Source organism: Plantibacter cousiniae (nom. nud.) (genome assembly GCF_977070315.1).
The window spans coordinates 409,691-428,426 of record NZ_CDRVEU010000001.1; the positions used below are offsets into that span (position 1 = coordinate 409,691).

Consider the following 18,736-nt stretch of genomic DNA (forward strand, 5'->3'; position numbering starts at 1 on the left):
TCCAGGCCGACAATGGGCAATGCAGCCTGGTATGACCCGGTATGACGCTGTCTGTGATTCATGCAGGCTTCGACGACCACGAGATAACGTCGATTGAGGTCACTTGGCTGGAAGGGTACGCGTATGGCTAAACAGCCATCACAGCTCGACTTCGACCTGAATCACTTCATCGGTGACTTCGTCCAGTTGCCGAACCACTTTGTAGATGTGGCCGACAGCCTGCAGGGTGGGGCGGGGGATGTATTTGCCGACCTTGGAGCGGTACAGCGTGCGGGTCAGCCAGATGCTTTGCACCACCGGGATGCCGGCTTTTTTGGCCCGGGCAATCAATGCCAGGGCTTCCTCGTCTTCCCCTTTGCAATGAATCAGAGGCAGAGGCGTTTCGCCTGGTCGGTAATACAGGGCCACCGCATAGTGGGTCGGGTTGACCAGCAGCATGTCGGCGTCTTCCACCGACTTGGGCGCAGCGCTGGGCTCCTGATTGAGGATCTCCTGGGCAAGTTGCCGACGATGGCCTTTGACGTGGGGGTCGCCTTCCGATTGCTTGTGCTCTTTCTTGATGTCTTCGTGGCTCATGCGCAGTTTTTTCGCATGGAAGTATTTCTGCATGGCGAAGTCGATCATGGCGATCGCCAGCAGCAGTCCCAATATCACTCGCAAAATATGCCTGAACAGCTCGACCAGCGCGTGCCAGTAGGTCGTCAGATCGCTGTTGGCCAGCACTGCAAGGGTACCCAGCACAGGTTTGACTTGCACATACAGCGTCGCGCCGATGGCAATGGCCTTGAGCACACTGAGCAGCAGGTTGAGCAGGTTTTGCCCGGAAAACATCTGTTTGGCGTGGGAAAACGGGTTGATCTTGTTGGGATCGATTTTCAGCGCCTTGGGCGCGAACAGAAAGCCGATCTGCATCCAGCTGCTGATCAAACGCATCAGCATCGCTATACCGACGCTGCACAAGGTAAAGCTGAGCAGTACGGAGAATCCTTCGCTGGCAATCAGCTCGACCGAGGCGGCAAAGCTGCGGTCGATACCTTGAAAGGACAGCGACAACAGCGCCTCCAGGCGGTTGACGCTTTCATCAGCCAGGGCCAGGGTGATTTCACTGACAGCCATCAGCACCAGCAGTTTGCCGAGGTCCTGACTCTGCCCCACCTGACCCTTTTCCCGCGCGTCACGCAGTTGCTTGGGCGTGGCCTTTTCGGTTTTTTCGCTCACGGCACTTGCACCAGAAGTGTCAGTAGCGACTTCAGATCAACCAGCTTCAATAGTTGACCTGTGCCCAGTTCCAGCAGCGTCGGCAGATAGATCAGCAGAAACGCGAGGCCGGCCATACTCTTGGCCGGCATGGCGAGGATCGAAACGTTCAGCTGTTGCGCATACAGGCCGATGATCGCGAACGCTGCTTCGATCAACAGCAGCAGCGCGATGAAGGGGGCGGCGTACAGCAGCATGTGCTGCATCGTCTGGTTCAACTGCTCCAGAAATACATCCAGGCCGCCAGCGTTCATGCCCGGCAGCCAGGCCGTCGGAGGCCAGACGCTGTAGCTGTCCCAGATGATCTGAGTCATCAGCGACAGCCCCCCGGTGAGGATGACCAGCATGATCAGGGTTTCTTGAAACAATTCGCCCAGTGGCGTGGCGTCAGGGCCCAGCGCCGGGTTCAACTGGCCGCCGCTGAGCGCACCGCGCTGGCTGTCGAGCAGTGCGCCGACCGAGGCGAACATCCAGAACGGCGCATACAGCAAAAGCCCCAGTAGGGTGCCGAGTACCGCTTCCTTGATCAGCAGGCCGCCGATTGCGAACCAGTTGTCGTCGAGGGACTCCAGAGCCCGGGTGATGGCCGGTGCCGGGATCATCGCCATCACCGCCACGACGGCATAACGCAACGGGCCTTTGAGGTATTTGAAGCAGAAGGCTGGCACCAGCAGCATGCAGGGCATCAGCCGCGCCATTGCCAGTCCCATGCCCAGCATGAATTGAAAGGCGCTGTGCGCGTCGAAGGGCATTTAGTGACTGACCCCGGAGCGGGCAATCAGGTCGAAGGCCATATTGATGAACTGGATCAGCTCGACGCCGATCCAGCGGCCGGTCATGGCCAGGGTCAGTCCGACGGCCCCCAGTTTGATGCCGAAGGGCAATGTCTGATCCTGAATCTGCATGAGTGCCTGCAGCAGCGAGGTGACCACACCCACCAGCACCGCAACGGCCAGCGGCGGGGCGGTCAGGATGACGACCAGAAACATGCCTTGCTTGAACAACGCCAACGCTTCCATCACCGCCTCACATATAGGAATAGAACAGGCTGTCGAGCAGACGCGACCAGCCCGATACAAGCACGAACAGCAGCAGTTTTAGCGGCAGCGACAGTGTCATCGGCGAGACCATCTGCATGCCCAGTGCCAGCAACAGGTTGGAGACAATCAGGTCAATGACGATGAAGGGGATATAGATCAGAAAACCGATCTCGAAACCGGCCTGCAGTTCCGACAGCACAAAGGCCGGGATCGCCAGCAGAAGATCGTTTTTGTTGGCCTGATCGGCCATTTCCTTGGGCCACATACGCTGGGTGTTTTCCAGCAGGTGGGCGACGACGTCCGGGTCGGTGTTGCGTGTCATGAAGCGTTGCAGCGGCTCGATGACCACTTTGAGGCTGCTCTGCAGTTTGTCGGCGTTGCTCAGTTCCAGCGGGTGTTCATGGACCCGCTGCTGTATGTCGTGCGCCACCGGGGCCATGACGAACATCGTCGCGGCCAGGGCGATGCCATACAACGCCATGTTCGGCGGTACTTGCTGAACGCCGATCGCGTTGCGGGTGATCAGCAGCGTCATGGCGATCTTCAGAAAGGCGGTGCAGACGATCAACAGGAACGGGATCAGCGACAGCGAGCCGAGAAACAGCGCCAGCATGATCGGGTTGACGCCCTCCATGATCATGAGCGCGCCACCAGCCGGGTAATCTGCAAACCGAGGCGGCCTTCGACGTCGACCAGTTCGCCTTCGGCAACCACCTGCTCACCGTGGCACAGCGTGGCGTGCCCTGGCGCGATGCCGCTGACTTCAAGAATGCTTCCGGCGTCCAGTCGACGCAGTTCGGCAAGGGTCAATCTGAGCTCGCCGCAGCGCAAGGTCAGGTCCAGCTCCAGTGAATCGAGCATCGGCGATTCATGGTGGTCTCCCGACTGCTCTTCATGCTCCGCGTCGCTGTCCGCGTAGCCGAATGCGTGCTCGGCGTATTCGTCTTCACGCTGTTGCTGATCAGCCTGTTCAGGCACCGGTTCTTCATAGTCGTCGAGCATCTCGACGTCGTCCTGATACAGATCTTCAGTACTCATGGTGACTGTGCTCCTCATGACTGAGCTGCAGAAAAAGATGCTGTGCCTGTTGGTCGGTGCGGGCCGCCCATTGACGGCCAGCGAGTGTCACGGACCCTTGTCCGGCGCTGTCGAAGCGGCAGCGGGCGGGCAGCACCACGTCACCGGGGCGTAGCGAGGCGATTTGTTCCCGGGTCAGTGACAGTTCGCCGACGATCAGCGGTGTCGACACCGACCAGGATTCGTCCAGGTTACGATTCAAGACCTGCCAGTCAGCCGAACCCAGAAGCCTGAGCAGGGTGGCGGGTGTGGCGTGCAGGCGGGTATCCAGTCGCTCGCTGCCCAGTCGCACGTGAACGCGGCAGCCGATGGCCAGCTCGGTCGGGGTGTCGGAAAACGGCGCAACAGGCGCCAGCAGGTCGGCGACCACCGGGCTCAGGCGCTGGTTGAACAACTGCCAGTACCAGCCCTGGTGCTCGCCGCCAAGCGTGAAGGGCACTTCGCCCAGCAGGCTGAGCAACGCTTCGGCATCGCTCAGCAACAAGGGGCCGACCGCCGTATTCAACCAGACACCGTCTGCGGGTATCCGCGCGTCTTCGAGCAGCGGTAGCAGGCTCAGTTCGGCGTGCTGACCGCGGCTGCTGAAGCCCAGACGCCGTCCGGCACCGAGTGCGCGTGTGGCTTGGGCCAGCAGAGCGTCGACCTTGCGCAGACGCAGGGCGCTCATGCTGTGAAGTCTTCATGCATGTCCAGCTCGACGTCCTGACCGAGCGCCTGTGCCAGCGATTCCCGGCATGCGCCGGCCTGGCCCTGCAAGCGCTTGAGAACGTCACGCCGACCAAACCCCAGTTGAATATTCCAGCGGTTTTCGGATTTGCTGGCGTTGACCCGCACGCTCCCCAGATTGGGCATGAGCAGACTGAATGCCAGCGGACCGTCCGGCTGATCGGGCAAGCGCTGAGCCAGCTCGTCGATCAACTGCGTCGGTACGTTTTCGGACTGTGCGGAGAAGGCCACACCGCTGCCTCCGAAGCCCTGCTGATCCGGCTCTTCGCCTACCAGCGGTATCAGCAGTTGCGAGAAGAACATGCCGTCGGCGCTCATCGGGCTGTCGGTCACTGAACGGTTCAGCGCGAAACGAACCTTCTGCGCATCGCTCCGAGGCGTACCGGTAAAGGCTGGCGGCTGGTCATCGAACCTCGCGGGCTGACGCCGCGAAGGCAGGGGGCGCGAGGCGGCTGGCGGCGCACTCGGCGCGGGTGGCGCTTTGGCGGGGGTTTTGATCGGTGCGGTCATCGTCACTTAACCTTCTTCGTTGAGCGTCTCCTCCATGCAGGCGAGTTTCTCGACCGCGCGCTGAGACGCCTTGGCTTGCAGCCGTTTCTGTTCAAGCAACGCCTGTTGTTCAGCTACTCGCATTTGCTGTTGCTGCACGTCCTGGCGGATGTAAGCCAGGCGGTCGAGCATGGTTCTTTCCTTTTCGTGCCAGCCGTCTACATCAGTCAGGCTGAGAGTTCTTTGCAAATGCGCATGGGACAGACTCTCTCGGCGGCGCTTGTGGTTTTCGCGTTCCTGATTCAGCGACGCCCTGGTCTCTGCTAAGTGGTCGAGCATCGATTTCAGTTCCAACTGCGCCTGGCGATGAGCCCGCTCGGCACTGGCCTGACGATGTTGACGCAGTGGCGTGAGCAGACCGATCACCTGATGCAGAGCAACCTGTTGCGGGTCGTCTTCCAGTGGTTCGTCCATGGCTACTCCGGCAGTTGAGAGGTGAGTTGCAGTAGCCTGTCCAGGGTTTCCTGCAACGGCACGGGCTCACGCAGGTCCTGGCGCAGGAACGCGTTTATGGCTTCGTTCAGTTGCACGGCACAGTCGGTGACCGGGTCGGCCCCGGCCTGGTATTCACCCAGGCGCAGGAGCATTTCCACTTGTTTGTAGGCGGCCAGTAACTGGCGCAGGCGATTGTTCGCCCGTTGATGTTCACGACCGGTGACGTTGCTCAGAATCCGGCTGATGCTGGCCGACACATCGATAGCCGGGTAGTGGCCGCGCTCGGCCAGCTTGCGCGACAGTACGATGTGTCCGTCGAGCAATGAGCGCACTTCGTCGGCGACCGGATCGTTCATCGAGTCCTGTTCGATCAGCACCGTATAAAGCGCGGTGATCGAACCGTTCTCGCTCATCCCGGCGCGCTCCACCAGCCGTGGCAGCAGGGTGTACACCGAGGGCGGAAGACCGCCGCGCCCCAGTGGTTCGCCCGATGCAATACCGATTTCCCGTTGCGCGCGGGCGAAGCGGGTCAGGGAGTCGAGCAGCAACAGCACTTTCTGGCCACGGGCGCGAAAGGCTTCGGCGATGGCGGTGGCGGTGAACGCAGCGCGGGCGCGCTCCATACTGGAGCGATCGGAAGTTGCACAGACCAGCACCGAGCGGCGGCGCAGGGTTTCGTCCAGTTCGTGATCGAGAAACTCGCGCAACTCGCGACCCCGTTCGCCGATCAGGCCAAAAACGATGACGTCACAATCCATGTTGCGCGCCAGTTCGGCCATCAGTGTGGTCTTGCCGCAGCCCGCACCGGCGAATAGCCCGACACGCTGTCCCTCACCGAGCAGAATCGCACTGTCGATGGCGCGTATCCCGGTGGGCAAGGCCCGGGTGATGCGCGGTCGCTGGGTCGGCGGCAGGGCGTCGGCGATCACCGGCAGAGTCGTGCGGCGGTCTTCGGGGCCGGCGAACGCGCCGAGGCAATCGCCCATCAGCGGCCGCCCGAAACCGTCCAGTACACAGCCGAGCAGGCTGTCATCGACGCCGATCCGGTGTGCCACGCCCAGCGGTCGGATCGGCGCGCCCACCTGAATACCGTCGGGTGGGCCCAAGGCACTGAGCAGCGTGCATTCCTGGGTGAAACCGACGATTTCGGCCAGCAGCAACGAGCCATCGGCTTTGCTCACTTCACAGAGATCGCCGACCTTGGCCGATGGAATCCTGCACTCCAGCAGAATCCCGCGCACGGCGCTGACCCGGCCAATGACGCGCACCGCGCAATACTGACTCAAACGCTTGGCATGTGCGTCTTTCCACAGGTTCAGTGCTGCATTCACCAGTTCACCTCGATATGGCGATTACCGTCGAATTGCAGACGCTGATTATCGATTCGGGTGAGGCGCAGGCCATCCACTTCGTCACCTACGTAAACACGTCGACCGTCGGCAGTCACCAGGTGCGCATGCGGCCCGGTCATGATCTGAACCACCACAAAGGGCAGGGTGTTGCGATTGCTGCCCACGTTGTCCAGGACGGTTACCGGCGAGTCATACAGCGCCTTGAAGCGCTGAAGCATGCGCTGGTAGACCAGCAGCGATTCTTCTTTCAGATCGCCGTTGAGGATCAGACCGTCGGGCGTCTCTTCCACGCTGATGTCAGTCAGCAGGCGGTCGCTGAGCATGGTGCTCAACTGATGGCGGACGGCATCCGCGTTGCTCAGGCGTATGCGTTTGTCGGTCACAGGGTTTGCAGCCCTGGCTGGTGCCTTGGGCGTATCGGGCAAGGCCTCTGTCGTGGCGGCAGCCAGGTGTGCCGGGCTCTGATCCATCGCAATAGCAGGCGGGCGGGTCAGGCTCCAGGCGCTGCCGATGACGCCCACCAGCAGCCCGGCGATGATGCCCGTGGTGCGGTTGAGAAATTGCGAGCGGGACTTGACCTTCTCCAGCGGCACATCGTTGTGTGCCGGCCCGGATTCGGCCTCGGGCTGTTTGGGAAGCACGGCGGGCACCGAGGGCCACTCATCGCCCGCAGGCGAAACGCACAGCCACACCGAACCCAGCATGAAAGCGTTATTGAGCGTCAGGTCGATGCTCGGCCGGGCATTGCCCTGTTCGTCGCAGACCGCGCCTTGTTCAGCGTTCAGTGTCCAGTTGTCGTCGACACGTTGCAGGCGGCAATGCAGGCTTTCCACGCCCGCATCGTCCAGCGCCAGATCGTGTTGCCCGGCAGAGCCAATCGACCATTGCTCACCGATCAGCGGTAATGCCGCGCCTTGGTGCTGGCCATTCAGTACGCGTAATTCAAACATCTGAAAGTCTCCGTGCATTCAGGCCTTGCAGGCTCAGGCAGCGTGCTCGTTGTCCAGCGGCTCGAGATCGTCTTCAAGGTCGAATCGACCCATGACCTTGACCTTGGCCGCGTTGCTGATTTCCGCAAAAGATAGTACGGGTACATGGTAGAACTCCTCCCTCAACAAGGTACGCAGAGGGCTGCGCAGATCCTGTGCCACCAGCAGAACCGCCTGTTCGGGAGCTCGTACCGGGAAGGCAATGTGCAGCTGTTGCACGAGCATCTGGCTGGTCTCGTTGCTCAGCGCGAAGAATGTTTCGGTTTGCGTCTGGCGCAGGCCATCGCGCAACAACCCCTCGCTTTCCGGCGTGAGCAGCCACACTTGCAGGCCTTCGGCACCGCAGTACTGGTGGTAGATCTGCGACTTGAGCGCTATGCGCACATAGTCGGTCAGCACATTGGTATCGCGTTCATGCTGGCAGTGCTCGATCAGGGTTTCGGCAATGACGCGGATCGCCCTCAGCGGCACACACTCCGAGGCCAGGCGTTGCAGGACGGCCGAGAAGCGCGTCAGGGTGAGGACCCGCTGCATTTCCTGAGCGAGTTCCGGTTGCTCGGACTCCAGCCAGCTGAGGATCGCTTTGGTTTCCTGCAAGCCGATGAACTGCGGCGCGCAGGACTGCAATGCACGCTCCATGCGTTCGATGATCAGCGTCGTGGAACTGACCGGGTTCAAATCGCCAGACTGCTCGGCAGGCAGCCAGACCCATTGATCTTCCTGGCGGTCGGTATTGCCCGGGATGGCCGCTGGAAGGTTTTCGCCTGCCAGCTGGCGCGCTTCCACGGCGACATGGCTCTGCGTGAAGGTGGCCTTGAGCATCGGTACGTCATAGACGGTGAAGCGAAACTCGTCCGGGGCAATGTCATCGACATGCTCGATGATGAACGAAGGCAGGGTCAGGCCGTACTGCACCACCAGACGGTTGCGGCGCTTGCGTATTTCGCTGACCAGCGCTTCGATCTGTGCGCTGTCCTGACCGGGGTGGAATTGCAGCACAAACTGGCGGCTGGGCGAAAAGGTACGCAGGTCTTCCTTGCCGTTCATTTCTGGCGCCACAGCGGCTGTACGTTGCTCATCGGCCTTGGGTTTTGCCCGTTGCAACTGCAGCAGTCCACCGGCACCGCAGATGATCGAGATGGTAATGAAAACACCGGTCGGCATTCCCGGCAGGGCCGCGAAGCCGAGCATGGCCACCGAGGCGATGATCCAGGCCTTGGGCTGGCTGGTGATCTGCTCGGCGATCTCGCGGCCAATGTTGGCTTCCACACCCGCCTCGGTATTGGGCACGCGGGTGATGATCATGCCGCTGGTCACGGAAATCAGCAGCGCAGGAATCTGCGCGATCAGGCCGTCACCGATGGTCAGCACGGTATACAGCTGCAAGGCGTCGCCCGCCGCCATGTTGTGTTGCAGCACGCCGATGGAAATGCCGCCGATCATGTTGATGGCAACGATGATCAGGCTGGCGATCGCATCGCCGTTGACGAACTTCATGGCGCCATCCATCGCACCGAACAACTGGCTTTCCTTGTTCAGTTCAGCGCGTCGTTTGCGGGCCTCGTGGACGGTGATCAGGTTGGCACGCAGGTCACTGTCGATGGACATCTGCTTGCCGGGCATCGCGTCCAGGGTAAAACGCGCACCGACTTCGGCGACCCGTTCCGAGCCTTTGGTAATCACTAGAAAGTTGACCACCGTCAGGATCAGGAAGATCACCAGACCCACCGCCAGATTGCCGCCCACCACAAACTGCCCGAACGCCTCGACGATGTGTCCGGCGTCCTGGTTGAGCAGAATCAACCGCGTGGTGGAAACCGACAGGGCCAGACGAAACATCGTGGTCAGCAGCAGCACGGCAGGGAAGGTCGAGAACGCCAGTGGCCTGGGCAGGTGCATCGCCAGCATGATCAGCAGGCAGGAAATACAGATGTTCACGGCGATCAGCACGTCGATCAACCCGGTGGGCAGCGGCGTGATCATCATGAACACGATGGCGATCACAAAAAACGCACCGACCAGTTCCGAGCGGCGCATGGCCGACAGCGCGACCATGTTCAGAAAGTTGATGACCCGGTTCATCAGGCAAGCCCCTCGTATAGTTGCTTCTGTTCCTTATGCGTAAGCTCGGCCATCAGCGTGAGTAGATTATTCAGCGCGGCCTGGCGGCTTTTCAGGTCCCGCCAGAGCAGGATCGGCAGTTGCATCAGCATCGGCCGCAGGCCATTGAGAAACGCCAACTGGTGTTCGAGTTTGTTGCCCCCGATGTGCTGGGTCAGCTGCAAGGTCTGATTCACGTTCATGCCATTGGCTGTCAGGGTCAGCATGTGCTTGAGGAAGGCCGGAGGGTCCACGGTCAGTTTGGGATTCTTTTTACGCATGCGTCCTAGCAGGTGTTCGCAACCGCGCAGCAACGTCGTGACATGGCGCGCGGTGGTCAGGCCATGCATCAGCGTGCGCAGTTGTTCATGGGAAGCCGACGGGGTAATCGCCGAAAGATCGTCGGCGATGGCTCTACGCATGTCGCGCAGGTTCAGGTCGAACTCGCCGGGTTCCTGTTGCTCGCCAATCAGGGCTTCGATCAAACCCGTGACGTTGGGTTGTCCCGACACCGCTACGCCATACAGATTGCGCAAGGCAGTGCGGCGCTTGTTATCGATGTTCTGGCGCCCGAAGGCTCTTGCGGTATTGATACCGGCGCGGGCGCGCGGACCGAATCGGCGGCGCAGATGTTTAAGCGTCTGGGTCAGCGCTGCATATTCTTCTTCAGCCCCATCGTCTTCTGCCTGTTTGCGCGCTGCCTGCAACACCACGTGAGCCTTGGCAGCGTCGCCGTCAGCGAATTCCAGAACCTGTTCCAGATCGGCGTCGTTGTCCTGCAGCAGTTTTTTGCGCAGCAGTCTGGCGGCGTTATCCAGCCCGGTGTCGCTGGTGCTCATCAGCAACTGATAAAGCTCGCCCAGTTTGACGGCCCGCGACTGCAGCGCGTTCCTGCTCGCGATCAGCTCTCGCTCACGCAGTATCCGGCTGTGCTGCACCAGCGCTGCGGCGAAGCGCGAGACCTGCAGTGACGAGGTGCCTTTTTCATCAGGCAACCCGCTGCCGGGAATCGCTCGCGCAGCCGGTGTGATGGCGCGGATTGGCGCTACCGGACGAATGGGTAATGTAGGCGGGGCGACGATTTTCATAGGACGATTCTGGGCCTGGTCATGACCGCTGAGTGGGTCATTGACGCGGTTCGGTTCCCTGGTGCCGAAGGCTTGTGCGTTTGTGCCAAAAGCTGCCGAGCCAAAAACCGTGTTGCGCAAAAAAATGTATTTCAAAGAATTTCAAATTTTAAAATAGTTTTATAAAACATGTGCTTATAAATATTTTTTGGCTGGCATGGTTATCGCTATAGGGCTTGCACTCCATCAAATGAGGCAAGCCCATGCTCCCGAATCTTGTGATCCTTGATGTAACCGAACCACGCAAACCATCCTCGTCCGCTGGTATTCGTCAATTGACGGCCGATCAGATCCAGATGCTCAGGGCGTTCATTCAGAAGCGGGTAAAGAACGCCGATGATGTGGATGACATCCTGCAGTGTGTGTTTCTCGAAGCGTTACGCAATGAGCACAAGTTTCAGCACGCCAGCAAACCGCAAACCTGGTTGTGTGGCATTGCACTGAATCTGATCCGCAACCACTTCCGCAAAATGTATCGCCAGCCTTATCAGGAAAGCTGGGAAGACGACGTCCATACCGATCTGGAATGGCACGGCGATATTACTCATCAGGTAGACGGGCACCGGCAGTTGGCACGTGTCATAGAGGCCATCGATTGCTTGCCGACGAACATGCAGAAGGTCCTGGAAGTTTCGCTGGAAATGGACGGCAATTATCAGGAAACCGCCAACACGCTGGGTGTCCCGATCGGCACCGTCCGCTCACGGTTGTCCCGGGCACGGGTGCAGCTCAAGCAACAGATAGACCCGTTTGCCTGAGTGGTTATCTGTCTGGAACCAACTCGCACGCAAAACCACACAGTTGCCATCCCTCACCACTTGGATGGCAACCATGCGTATATCCAGTTCTCCCAGTCCTGCCCTCGGCAGCATCGTGAATCAACCCACCTCTGGCGAACTGGCTGCTGAGACGCCATTGGCCAAAGCCTCGCTCACGCAGAGCGGCGCAGGTGGTGGTCAGGCTTTTGTACAGTTCGGCCAGGCCAACGACAGCCCATCGTCCTTTTCGGGAACCGAGCAAAGCGGCTCATCGCTGATGAGTCTGCTGACTCGCAGCAGCAGTAGCGAAAGTACCTCAAGCGTCGATCAGGACAGTGATCAGGTGTCCCCGATGACGTCGGTCTCGTCAACCGCGAGCGCGTCACCCACGGCGGCCTCCAACCCGGCGAATGCACCGAGCGCGACCGATGCAGCGTTTCTCGATAACTCCGAATACTCTTCGCCCGAGGCGCTCAAGCGCTGGGAACCGATGGTTGCCAACCTGCCGCCCGAAGAGCGCGAGCAGGCCGCCAAAGAACTCAACCGGCCCATCGCCGCAGCCTGGATGGCCAGAGAGAATGGCCCCAACGCCGAAAAGGCGATGGCGTTCATCAATGCCAATCCTGCGTTGAAGACGGCGGTCGACGTCGGCAAGGACGGTGGTAATGCAGATGGCAAAATCACCAACAAAGACCTCAAGGCGTTCGCCAAAAACATGGAGAAGGCGGCCGACAATGCCGACAAGGACGTGGCCAAGTACATGGAAGACAACCCCGGCGCCGATCCTCAATCCCTTGAAATGGTGCGCAGCGCAGCGGTGATGCGCGCCAATATGCCGTTGGCCACGGCTGCCGACCCTCATCATGCAGTCGGGGCGGCGGACAAGACCGATGTCGATGGCAATGTCAGCGCCGAGGGTCTGAAAGCGCTGATTAAAAGTAACCCCGGGTTGTCAGGTACGCTCAAACAGTCGTCCAACATGTGGTCGCAGGCGGGCTTCCTCAGCCAGGTGGATGAAGCCGGTCTGACCGGGCGCAAGAAGGCTGCGCATAGTCCCGACCAGGTGTTCGATGCGTCCAATATGAGCGAGTGGATCAGGAAGAGCGCTCCCAAAAATGGTGGCCAGTTCGCCAGCATGCTCAGCGACGCCGCGACGTTGAATTCGGTAGCCGGTATCGATATCAGCAAACTCAACGCCCAGGTTTTCGAGAAGCCCAAGGCTTACACCGGCGCGCAGAAGGCCGCTGTGATGATCAAGTTGCAGCAGACTCAGCAGAGCGTGATAGCCGGGCGGGGTTTGCGCAATACCGAGAAGACCGAGGCGGGCCTTAACGAGCGAATCGCTCAGTTGCAAGCCGATCCTGACGTTCAGGAGTACCTCAACAAAAGCATTCCCGAACAGGAGCGCAGCCTGGTTCGCAGCGATTCGGCGCTGCAGAAGGCCGTGACTGAGCAGGCTCAAAACGTCAACAGCGGGAAGGCCTTGCAAACCGACCTGGCAACCGCAGACAAGGCCGTCGGCAAACACAACCCCGACCCCGATTACAGCGGCGCCATCACCGGCCTGTCGGCTCAACTGCAGCTTCAAGAAGACCTGTTTCCCGATGCCCAGGTGCCCACTGCCCAGCAAGTATTCAACAACCAGCCTGATGAAGTGCAAACGAAGATTGCCGATTCCTACGTTCGCAACTTCAGCGAGGGGGGCGCTCTGAAACAACTTGGCCAGAAAAAGTCTGACGCCGGTGAGTCTCTGCAAACCGCAGATAACCAGAAAGCGGCGTATGAAAGCGTGCTGCCCGCTGATTTCGTTAATGGTGAGCGTGAGAGCTACACGGCCAGCACCTTGTCCGAACTGCAGAACTCCAAAAAAGGCCGCAAGTTGCTGGAGGGCAAGACCGATGAAGAGGGTGGCCCTTCGCTGGCAGAGCAGCTCGCCGAGCAAGGTATCGGGGGCAAGGCATTCAATTCGGTCATGGGCTTCGCGTCAGTGTCTGACAGGCTCGCCAGCGGCGACAAGCTGGGCGCGGCTCAGAGCATCATCGACAGCTCCAGGTTGGGTGCGGAGGCAATCAAGGGCGGCATAGACACCGGCGCGAAAATGATGGGTCGCGAGGCGTCTGCCGGCCTTGGTCGTCTGGGCGGGCAGATGATCGGCCGCGCTGTCGGTCTGGTTGCCGGTGAAGCCACAGGACTTGCCGCAGGCGCAGCGCTGGGCGCTGCAATCCCGGTGATCGGCTGGGCCATCGACGGCGCCATGGCTCTGGGTTTTGGTATTTCGGCGATTATCGACGCAGTCAAAAAGCACAAGGCACAGAAGGCGTTTGATCATAACGTTGACCCGGTGCTGGATCAGTTCGGGATTGACAGGGCGCATTGATAGCAGGGAAGAGGTTGAACTCTTTTTCAAGCCTCTTCCTCTTGTGCTGTGTATGAGGTGCTTGTGTTGTTCCGCCCGTCTTCAATCCTAGGGTTTTTTACTTGCCAGGAAAGTATTGGCATGTTGATGCCGAGGTCGAGGAACACGTTGCCCATAGGCAGCGGTTGGCAAGTTTATCCAGTGTCGCGTTCGGACCCATCAGGCACCTACTCAAAAATAATTCAAAAGCCCGCGGTGAGCGGGCTTTTTCATATTGATTGCTCCTGCGTTGTCGTGCGTAGGCAGAGACCGTCTGTTTATCCTCATTCGTGATGCGCGCGAGCAGGTTCCTCGCCAACGGGCTTATCACAAGACCACTCATAGCCCTCTACCCAGTCGGTGATAAAGGCTCCGGAGAAAGCGGTTGGAGAGCAAAAAACCGATCAGATGCTGATTCAGCATTCAGGCTGCGGCGCTCAGTACTGTTCCGGCTTTTAATGAACTGCTAAACACCCCTGAAATAGAAAACGCCCGATGCGGTGCATCGAGCGTTTTAAGTGTGAAACAGGTATAAATCTATCTCAGGACCACACAGGTCATAAGGGCAGTGAGTGTGTCAGCTATTTAGCCCCGATTTCAGTTTCGCGCCCTGAGCGCCGGATTTTCCGGGTCATAGCCTCTTTCTGCCAGCGCCATTTTGAGTCTGTTCTCCATGGGGCCCTGGCCTTTCAAGGCATCCATGATAACGTGTGTTCTCGCCTGTCCGTGGCTGGAAGGCTGCCCTTCAACCGACTCGGCATAAGAAAGACCGAGACCCGTCGACTGCATGCTTAGCGGTGTATGTTCGACGAATCCTTCAGGAGGGATACCGCTCAGCTTTTTCAGCTTTTCGCCCAGTTTTACTGCTTTTGCAAGATCACCATTTATGTAAAGAATGGCAGAGTCAGTTTGCTGGCCATATTTTGCCGGACCGACGACTTTACCTTGTGTCACAGATTTGTGCTTGTCCATCAGGGTTGCCATTGCGAGGGCCAACTGCGCTCCATATTTAGGTTCTACACCAATGGTAAGTCGTCCCGAGTTTGTCTCAGGTGCGCGTTGGTCTTTAGGAACCATTCTAAAAAAGCCGGTTCTGGCATTTCTGTCTTCAGCGATGTATCGGCCCAGATCAAGCTCTTCCTCTTCCCGATCATCATGGATCTGCGGGCGTATGATAAGGTTTTTCTTGTTATCGAGAGCCTGTAGCGTTTCCAGGTAATGTTCTTGCTCTGCCGCATTCATAGGCGTTGTGTCTGGCGTGTCCCTCTTGTAGATCATGTAGATACCGATTTCGGTATCGCGCCCGAGCGCCTCAGCTTTTTCAGCCCATTGCTGGAAGCTGGCAAATGTCTGTTTTGATGTCAGTCGGCTGTCGGCAGCCTTGATTGCGGCGCCCACAGCGCTACTTCCGCCCTTCTCCAGATCGAAGCGTCTGCCCAACATTCTGTCCAGGCGTGGAACTGCCGCCGCTTTCTCGTTGAGTACCTGGGCTATTTGGGCACGCTGGCTTTGTCCGCCAATAAGATGCGCTGCGCCTTTGAAGAACTTGTCTGCTTTGGACTGTTGATCGGGTCTGAGGACCGCGATTGAGCCGTCAGCGGCCGCACGAATCTCGTAACGCTTGCCGTTGACTTCCAACTGACCCTCGGATTTGATTGCCTGAATATCAACGTTTGAATGTCTGAGCGCTTCTACGCTGGAGAAGCGTGCATGGATAGGGTTCACTAAAAGCTCCTTACGCTAAGCAAGAGTAGTTGAAATACGTCGGAAGATTGAAAGCGCGGTCACGTGCGGGCTTCTCGCCAACACTTCATCCATTCGACCAATCCTGCAATTTCGAGCTTCAGCATCTCCACGCTGACTTTTTCCCGCGGGATGCTTTGGTAAGCGTGGTACAGGCCGCTTTGCTCATCCCAGCCAATGCCGGGGCCGGCATTCACAAGGGGGTTGAGAGCGCCAGCCAACAGGCGCTGCAAGGGTAGATCCTCGTGTGGCTCAAGCAGACCAATCAGCAACAAACGTTGATGCGTGTCGTCGCGCAACAGCGTCAGAGCGAATGCCTTGTCGATGATCATGTTGCACGCATCCTTATCGTCAAACGCCAAGGCGGGCATCTCCATGCATCTTGAAAAGTCATCAAGCAACGTTTTGTAGAAAAGGCTACTCATAATCGGTTCGCCACTGTGGATTTGTCGGGTGGGTGGCAAATTTTCCCGATAAGGTTCCATGCGCGTACAGAAACGTCAGGCAGACGCCCTGTCAGTGCTTACGTTTCGAAAGGTTCAAGTGATTAGGGGACCGGCATTTGGAGGTCTTCGGCCACTGCTCATCGAAGGCATGTGTGTAACGACGAATGTTTAATGCAGGAAGGCTTTGCTGGACGTTTAGCACTCTATTCCGAGAAAGAGGCGGAAGAGCGAGGATTGGATCAAGGCACTTTCCACCAGACGAAAAAAAAGACCTTGAATTTCAAGGTCTTTTTTAAAGGTGGTGCCCCGAGGGAGAATCGAACTCCCACTTCTTTCGAAAACGGATTTTGAATCCGCCGCGTCTACCAATTCCGCCATCAGGGCTCAATGGCGGCGAAGTATAAGGATGAGTTTTCTGTTGGTCAACAGGGATTTACGCAGGTTTTTTACTAATGCCGTCAAACCGGATAAACTTCCCGGCCCTGCTAAACGAACCCGATCATGCGCGTCGCCGACTTTACCTTCGAACTCCCCGATTCCCTGATTGCTCGCCACCCGCTGGCCGAGCGTCGCAGCAGTCGTCTGTTGACCCTCGATGGGCCGACGGGCGCGCTGGCACATCGTCAATTCACCGATTTGCTTGAGCATCTGCGCCCGGGCGATTTGATGGTGTTCAACAATACCCGGGTCATTCCCGCACGTCTGTTCGGGCAAAAGGCCTCCGGCGGCAAGCTGGAGATTCTGGTCGAGCGCGTGCTGGACAGCCATCGTGTGCTGGCGCATGTGCGTTCGAGCAAGTCGCCCAAACCTGGCTCGTCGATTCTGATCGATGGCGGTGGCGAGGCCGAGATGGTGGCGCGGCACGATGCGCTGTTCGAGCTGCGCTTCGCCGAAGAAGTACTGCCGTTGCTGGAGCGTGTCGGCCATATGCCGTTGCCTCCTTATATAGACCGTCCGGATGAAGGCGCGGATCGCGAGCGCTATCAGACCGTTTACGCGCAGCGTGCGGGTGCTGTGGCTGCGCCGACTGCCGGCTTGCATTTCGATCAGCCGCTGCTCGAGGCGATCGCCGCCAAGGGCGTCGAGACTGCGTTCGTCACGCTGCACGTTGGCGCGGGTACATTCCAGCCGGTGCGCGTCGAGCAGATCGAAGATCACCACATGCACAGCGAATGGCTGGAAGTTGGCCAGGACGTGGTCGACGCTGTGGCCGCGTGCCGTGCACGGGGCGGGCGAGTGGTTGCCGTCGGGACCACCAGTGTTCGCTCGCTGGAGAGTGCCGCGCGTGACGGCGAACTGAAGCCGTTCAGCGGCGATACCGACATCTTCATCTATCCAGGCCGGCCGTTTCACGTGGTCGATGCCCTGGTGACCAATTTCCATTTGCCTGAATCCACGCTGTTGATGCTGGTTTCAGCGTTCGCCGGTTATCCCGAGACGATGGCGGCTTATGCTGCGGCCATCGAGCACGGCTACCGCTTCTTCAGTTACGGTGATGCGATGTTCATCACCCGCAATCCCGCGCCGACGGCCCCACAGGAATCGGCACCAGAGGATCACGCATGAGTCGCACCTGTCGTATGTCTTTCGAGTTGTTGGCCACCGATGGCAAAGCCCGTCGCGGTCGGCTGACCTTCCCGCGCGGTGTGGTGGAAACCCCGGCGTTCATGCCGGTGGGCACCTATGGCACGGTCAAGGGCATGCTGCCGCGTGATATCGAGGCCACCGGTGCGCAGATGATTCTGGGCAACACGTTTCACCTGTGGCTGCGTCCCGGCACCGAAGTCATCAAGGGCCACGGCGACCTGCACGATTTCATGCAGTGGAAGGGGCCGATTCTGACCGACTCCGGCGGTTTTCAGGTGTTCAGCCTGGGCGCCATGCGCAAGATCAAGGAAGAGGGCGTGACCTTCGCCTCGCCGGTCGATGGTGCCAAGGTGTTCATGGGGCCGGAAGAGTCGATGCAGGTCCAGCGTGATCTGGGTTCGGACGTTGTGATGATCTTCGATGAATGCACGCCGTACCCGGCCGACGAAGATGTGGCGCGGGTCTCCATGGAACTGTCGCTGCGCTGGGCCAAGCGTTCCAAGATCGCCCACGGCGAAAACACTGCCGCGTTGTTCGGCATCGTTCAGGGCGGCATGCACGAGAACCTGCGCAAGCGCTCGCTGGAAGGCCTGGACGAGATCGGCTTTGACGGTCTGGCGATCGGCGGTCTGTCGGTGGGCGAACCCAAACACGAGATGATCAAGGTGCTGGACTACCTGCCAGGCCTCATGCCGGCAGACAAACCTCGTTACCTGATGGGTGTAGGCAAGCCGGAAGATCTGGTCGAAGGTGTGCGCCGTGGCGTCGACATGTTCGACTGCGTGATGCCCACCCGCAACGCCCGCAACGGCCATCTGTTCACCGATACCGGTGTATTGAAAATCCGTAACGCGTTCCATCGCCACGACAATTCGCCGCTGGACCCGACCTGCGATTGCTACACCTGCAAGAACTTCTCGCGCGCTTATCTGCATCACCTGGACAAGTGCGGGGAAATGCTGGGGAGCATGCTCAATACAATCCATAATTTGCGGCACTACCAGCTGCTTATGGCTGGTTTGCGCGAGGCTATTCAACAGGGTACATTGGCCGCCTTCGTCGATGCCTTCTATGCCAAACGCGGTCTTCCAACGCCGCCTCTGGGTTGAAACAGAACGAGTTTTTCCTGCTTTTTATACTAATTATGTAACTGGA

At 59.0% G+C, this 18,736-nt stretch carries 18 protein-coding genes, 1 tRNA gene and 1 pseudogene; 5 read left to right on the forward strand and 15 right to left on the reverse strand.

Annotated features, from left to right (window positions below; genetic code table 11):
- Positions 1–138: 138 nt before the first annotated feature.
- Genes sctU through sctW form a run of 12 tightly spaced genes read right to left on the reverse strand, consistent with a single transcriptional unit; the run spans position 139 to position 10,613 of the window.
- Positions 139–1,218: a type III secretion system export apparatus subunit SctU gene (gene sctU, locus ACW55A_RS01875; RefSeq protein WP_498810426.1), complete on the reverse strand. Its 1,080-nt coding sequence runs from the start codon at positions 1,216–1,218 to the stop codon at positions 139–141.
- Positions 1,215–2,009 carry a type III secretion system export apparatus subunit SctT gene (sctT, locus tag ACW55A_RS01880; protein ID WP_003433471.1) on the reverse strand — a complete coding sequence of 265 codons (795 nt, stop codon included), beginning with the start codon at positions 2,007–2,009 and terminating at the stop codon, positions 1,215–1,217. The genes sctU and sctT overlap by 4 nt, the downstream gene beginning before the upstream one ends.
- A complete protein-coding gene (gene sctS / locus ACW55A_RS01885; RefSeq protein ID WP_003339811.1) occupies positions 2,010–2,276 on the reverse strand; it encodes a type III secretion system export apparatus subunit SctS in 267 nt (88 codons plus the stop codon).
- A 7-nt stretch (positions 2,277–2,283) separates the two neighbouring features.
- A complete protein-coding gene (sctR, locus tag ACW55A_RS01890; RefSeq protein ID WP_003409078.1) occupies positions 2,284–2,937 on the reverse strand; it encodes a type III secretion system export apparatus subunit SctR in 654 nt (217 codons plus the stop codon).
- Positions 2,934–3,335: a FliM/FliN family flagellar motor switch protein gene (locus tag ACW55A_RS01895; RefSeq protein ID WP_455807835.1), complete on the reverse strand. Its 402-nt coding sequence runs from the start codon at positions 3,333–3,335 to the stop codon at positions 2,934–2,936. The genes sctR and ACW55A_RS01895 overlap by 4 nt, the downstream gene beginning before the upstream one ends.
- Positions 3,325–4,041 (reverse strand): hypothetical protein, encoded by a 717-nt coding sequence (locus tag ACW55A_RS01900; RefSeq protein WP_060708756.1) that lies wholly within the window; start codon positions 4,039–4,041, stop codon positions 3,325–3,327. The genes ACW55A_RS01895 and ACW55A_RS01900 overlap by 11 nt, the downstream gene beginning before the upstream one ends.
- Positions 4,038–4,610, reverse strand: coding sequence for a type III secretion system protein HrpP (hrpP, locus tag ACW55A_RS01905; protein ID WP_455807834.1), 573 nt, complete (start codon positions 4,608–4,610; stop codon positions 4,038–4,040). Before hrpP ends, ACW55A_RS01900 begins: the two co-directional genes overlap by 4 nt.
- Positions 4,611–4,616: 6 nt before the next feature.
- A complete protein-coding gene (locus tag ACW55A_RS01910) occupies positions 4,617–5,063 on the reverse strand; it encodes a hypothetical protein (protein WP_003365131.1) in 447 nt (148 codons plus the stop codon).
- Between the two features lie 2 nt (positions 5,064–5,065).
- Positions 5,066–6,415 (reverse strand): type III secretion system ATPase HrcN, encoded by a 1,350-nt coding sequence (gene hrcN, locus ACW55A_RS01915; RefSeq protein WP_003365129.1) that lies wholly within the window; start codon positions 6,413–6,415, stop codon positions 5,066–5,068.
- On the reverse strand, positions 6,412–7,386 hold the full coding sequence (gene sctD / locus ACW55A_RS01920) for a type III secretion system inner membrane ring subunit SctD (protein WP_003365128.1): 975 nt from the start codon (positions 7,384–7,386) through the stop codon (positions 6,412–6,414). The genes hrcN and sctD overlap by 4 nt, the downstream gene beginning before the upstream one ends.
- A gap of 33 nt (positions 7,387–7,419) precedes the next feature.
- Complete coding sequence (gene sctV / locus ACW55A_RS01925; RefSeq protein WP_498810433.1) at positions 7,420–9,507, reverse strand: type III secretion system export apparatus subunit SctV; 2,088 nt, start codon at positions 9,505–9,507, stop codon at positions 7,420–7,422.
- A complete protein-coding gene (gene sctW, locus ACW55A_RS01930; protein ID WP_003365124.1) occupies positions 9,507–10,613 on the reverse strand; it encodes a type III secretion system gatekeeper subunit SctW in 1,107 nt (368 codons plus the stop codon). The genes sctV and sctW overlap by 1 nt, the downstream gene beginning before the upstream one ends.
- A 242-nt stretch (positions 10,614–10,855) precedes the next feature.
- On the opposite strand from sctW, the gene hrpL reads away from it, so the two are divergent.
- The 3 genes and pseudogenes from hrpL to ACW55A_RS01945 form a co-directional block, all read left to right on the forward strand.
- Complete coding sequence (gene hrpL, locus ACW55A_RS01935; protein WP_003365122.1) at positions 10,856–11,410, forward strand: RNA polymerase sigma factor HrpL; 555 nt, start codon at positions 10,856–10,858, stop codon at positions 11,408–11,410.
- A gap of 73 nt (positions 11,411–11,483) precedes the next feature.
- Positions 11,484–13,787 carry a type III effector HrpK domain-containing protein gene (locus ACW55A_RS01940; RefSeq protein ID WP_455807832.1) on the forward strand — a complete coding sequence of 768 codons (2,304 nt, stop codon included), beginning with the start codon at positions 11,484–11,486 and terminating at the stop codon, positions 13,785–13,787.
- A gap of 259 nt (positions 13,788–14,046) precedes the next feature.
- Positions 14,047–14,255, forward strand: a pseudogene (locus ACW55A_RS01945) (hypothetical protein); the annotation flags it as partial.
- Positions 14,256–14,402: 147 nt separating this feature from the next.
- Here the strand turns inward: ACW55A_RS01945 and ACW55A_RS01950 are convergent.
- The 3 genes from ACW55A_RS01950 to ACW55A_RS01960 form a co-directional block, all read right to left on the reverse strand.
- Complete coding sequence (locus ACW55A_RS01950; protein ID WP_003365117.1) at positions 14,403–15,530, reverse strand: T3SS effector HopA1 family protein; 1,128 nt, start codon at positions 15,528–15,530, stop codon at positions 14,403–14,405.
- A gap of 59 nt (positions 15,531–15,589) precedes the next feature.
- Positions 15,590–15,973, reverse strand: coding sequence for a type III secretion system chaperone (locus ACW55A_RS01955; RefSeq protein ID WP_455807831.1), 384 nt, complete (start codon positions 15,971–15,973; stop codon positions 15,590–15,592).
- 320 nt (positions 15,974–16,293) lie between these two features.
- Positions 16,294–16,378: transfer RNA gene (locus ACW55A_RS01960), tRNA-Leu, on the reverse strand.
- Between the two features lie 117 nt (positions 16,379–16,495).
- On the opposite strand from ACW55A_RS01960, the gene queA reads away from it, so the two are divergent.
- Positions 16,496–17,560, forward strand: coding sequence for a tRNA preQ1(34) S-adenosylmethionine ribosyltransferase-isomerase QueA (gene queA, locus ACW55A_RS01965; protein WP_002552466.1), 1,065 nt, complete (start codon positions 16,496–16,498; stop codon positions 17,558–17,560).
- A complete protein-coding gene (tgt, locus tag ACW55A_RS01970; RefSeq protein WP_003409100.1) occupies positions 17,557–18,690 on the forward strand; it encodes a tRNA guanosine(34) transglycosylase Tgt in 1,134 nt (377 codons plus the stop codon). The genes queA and tgt overlap by 4 nt, the downstream gene beginning before the upstream one ends.
- Positions 18,691–18,736: the final 46 nt, after the last annotated feature.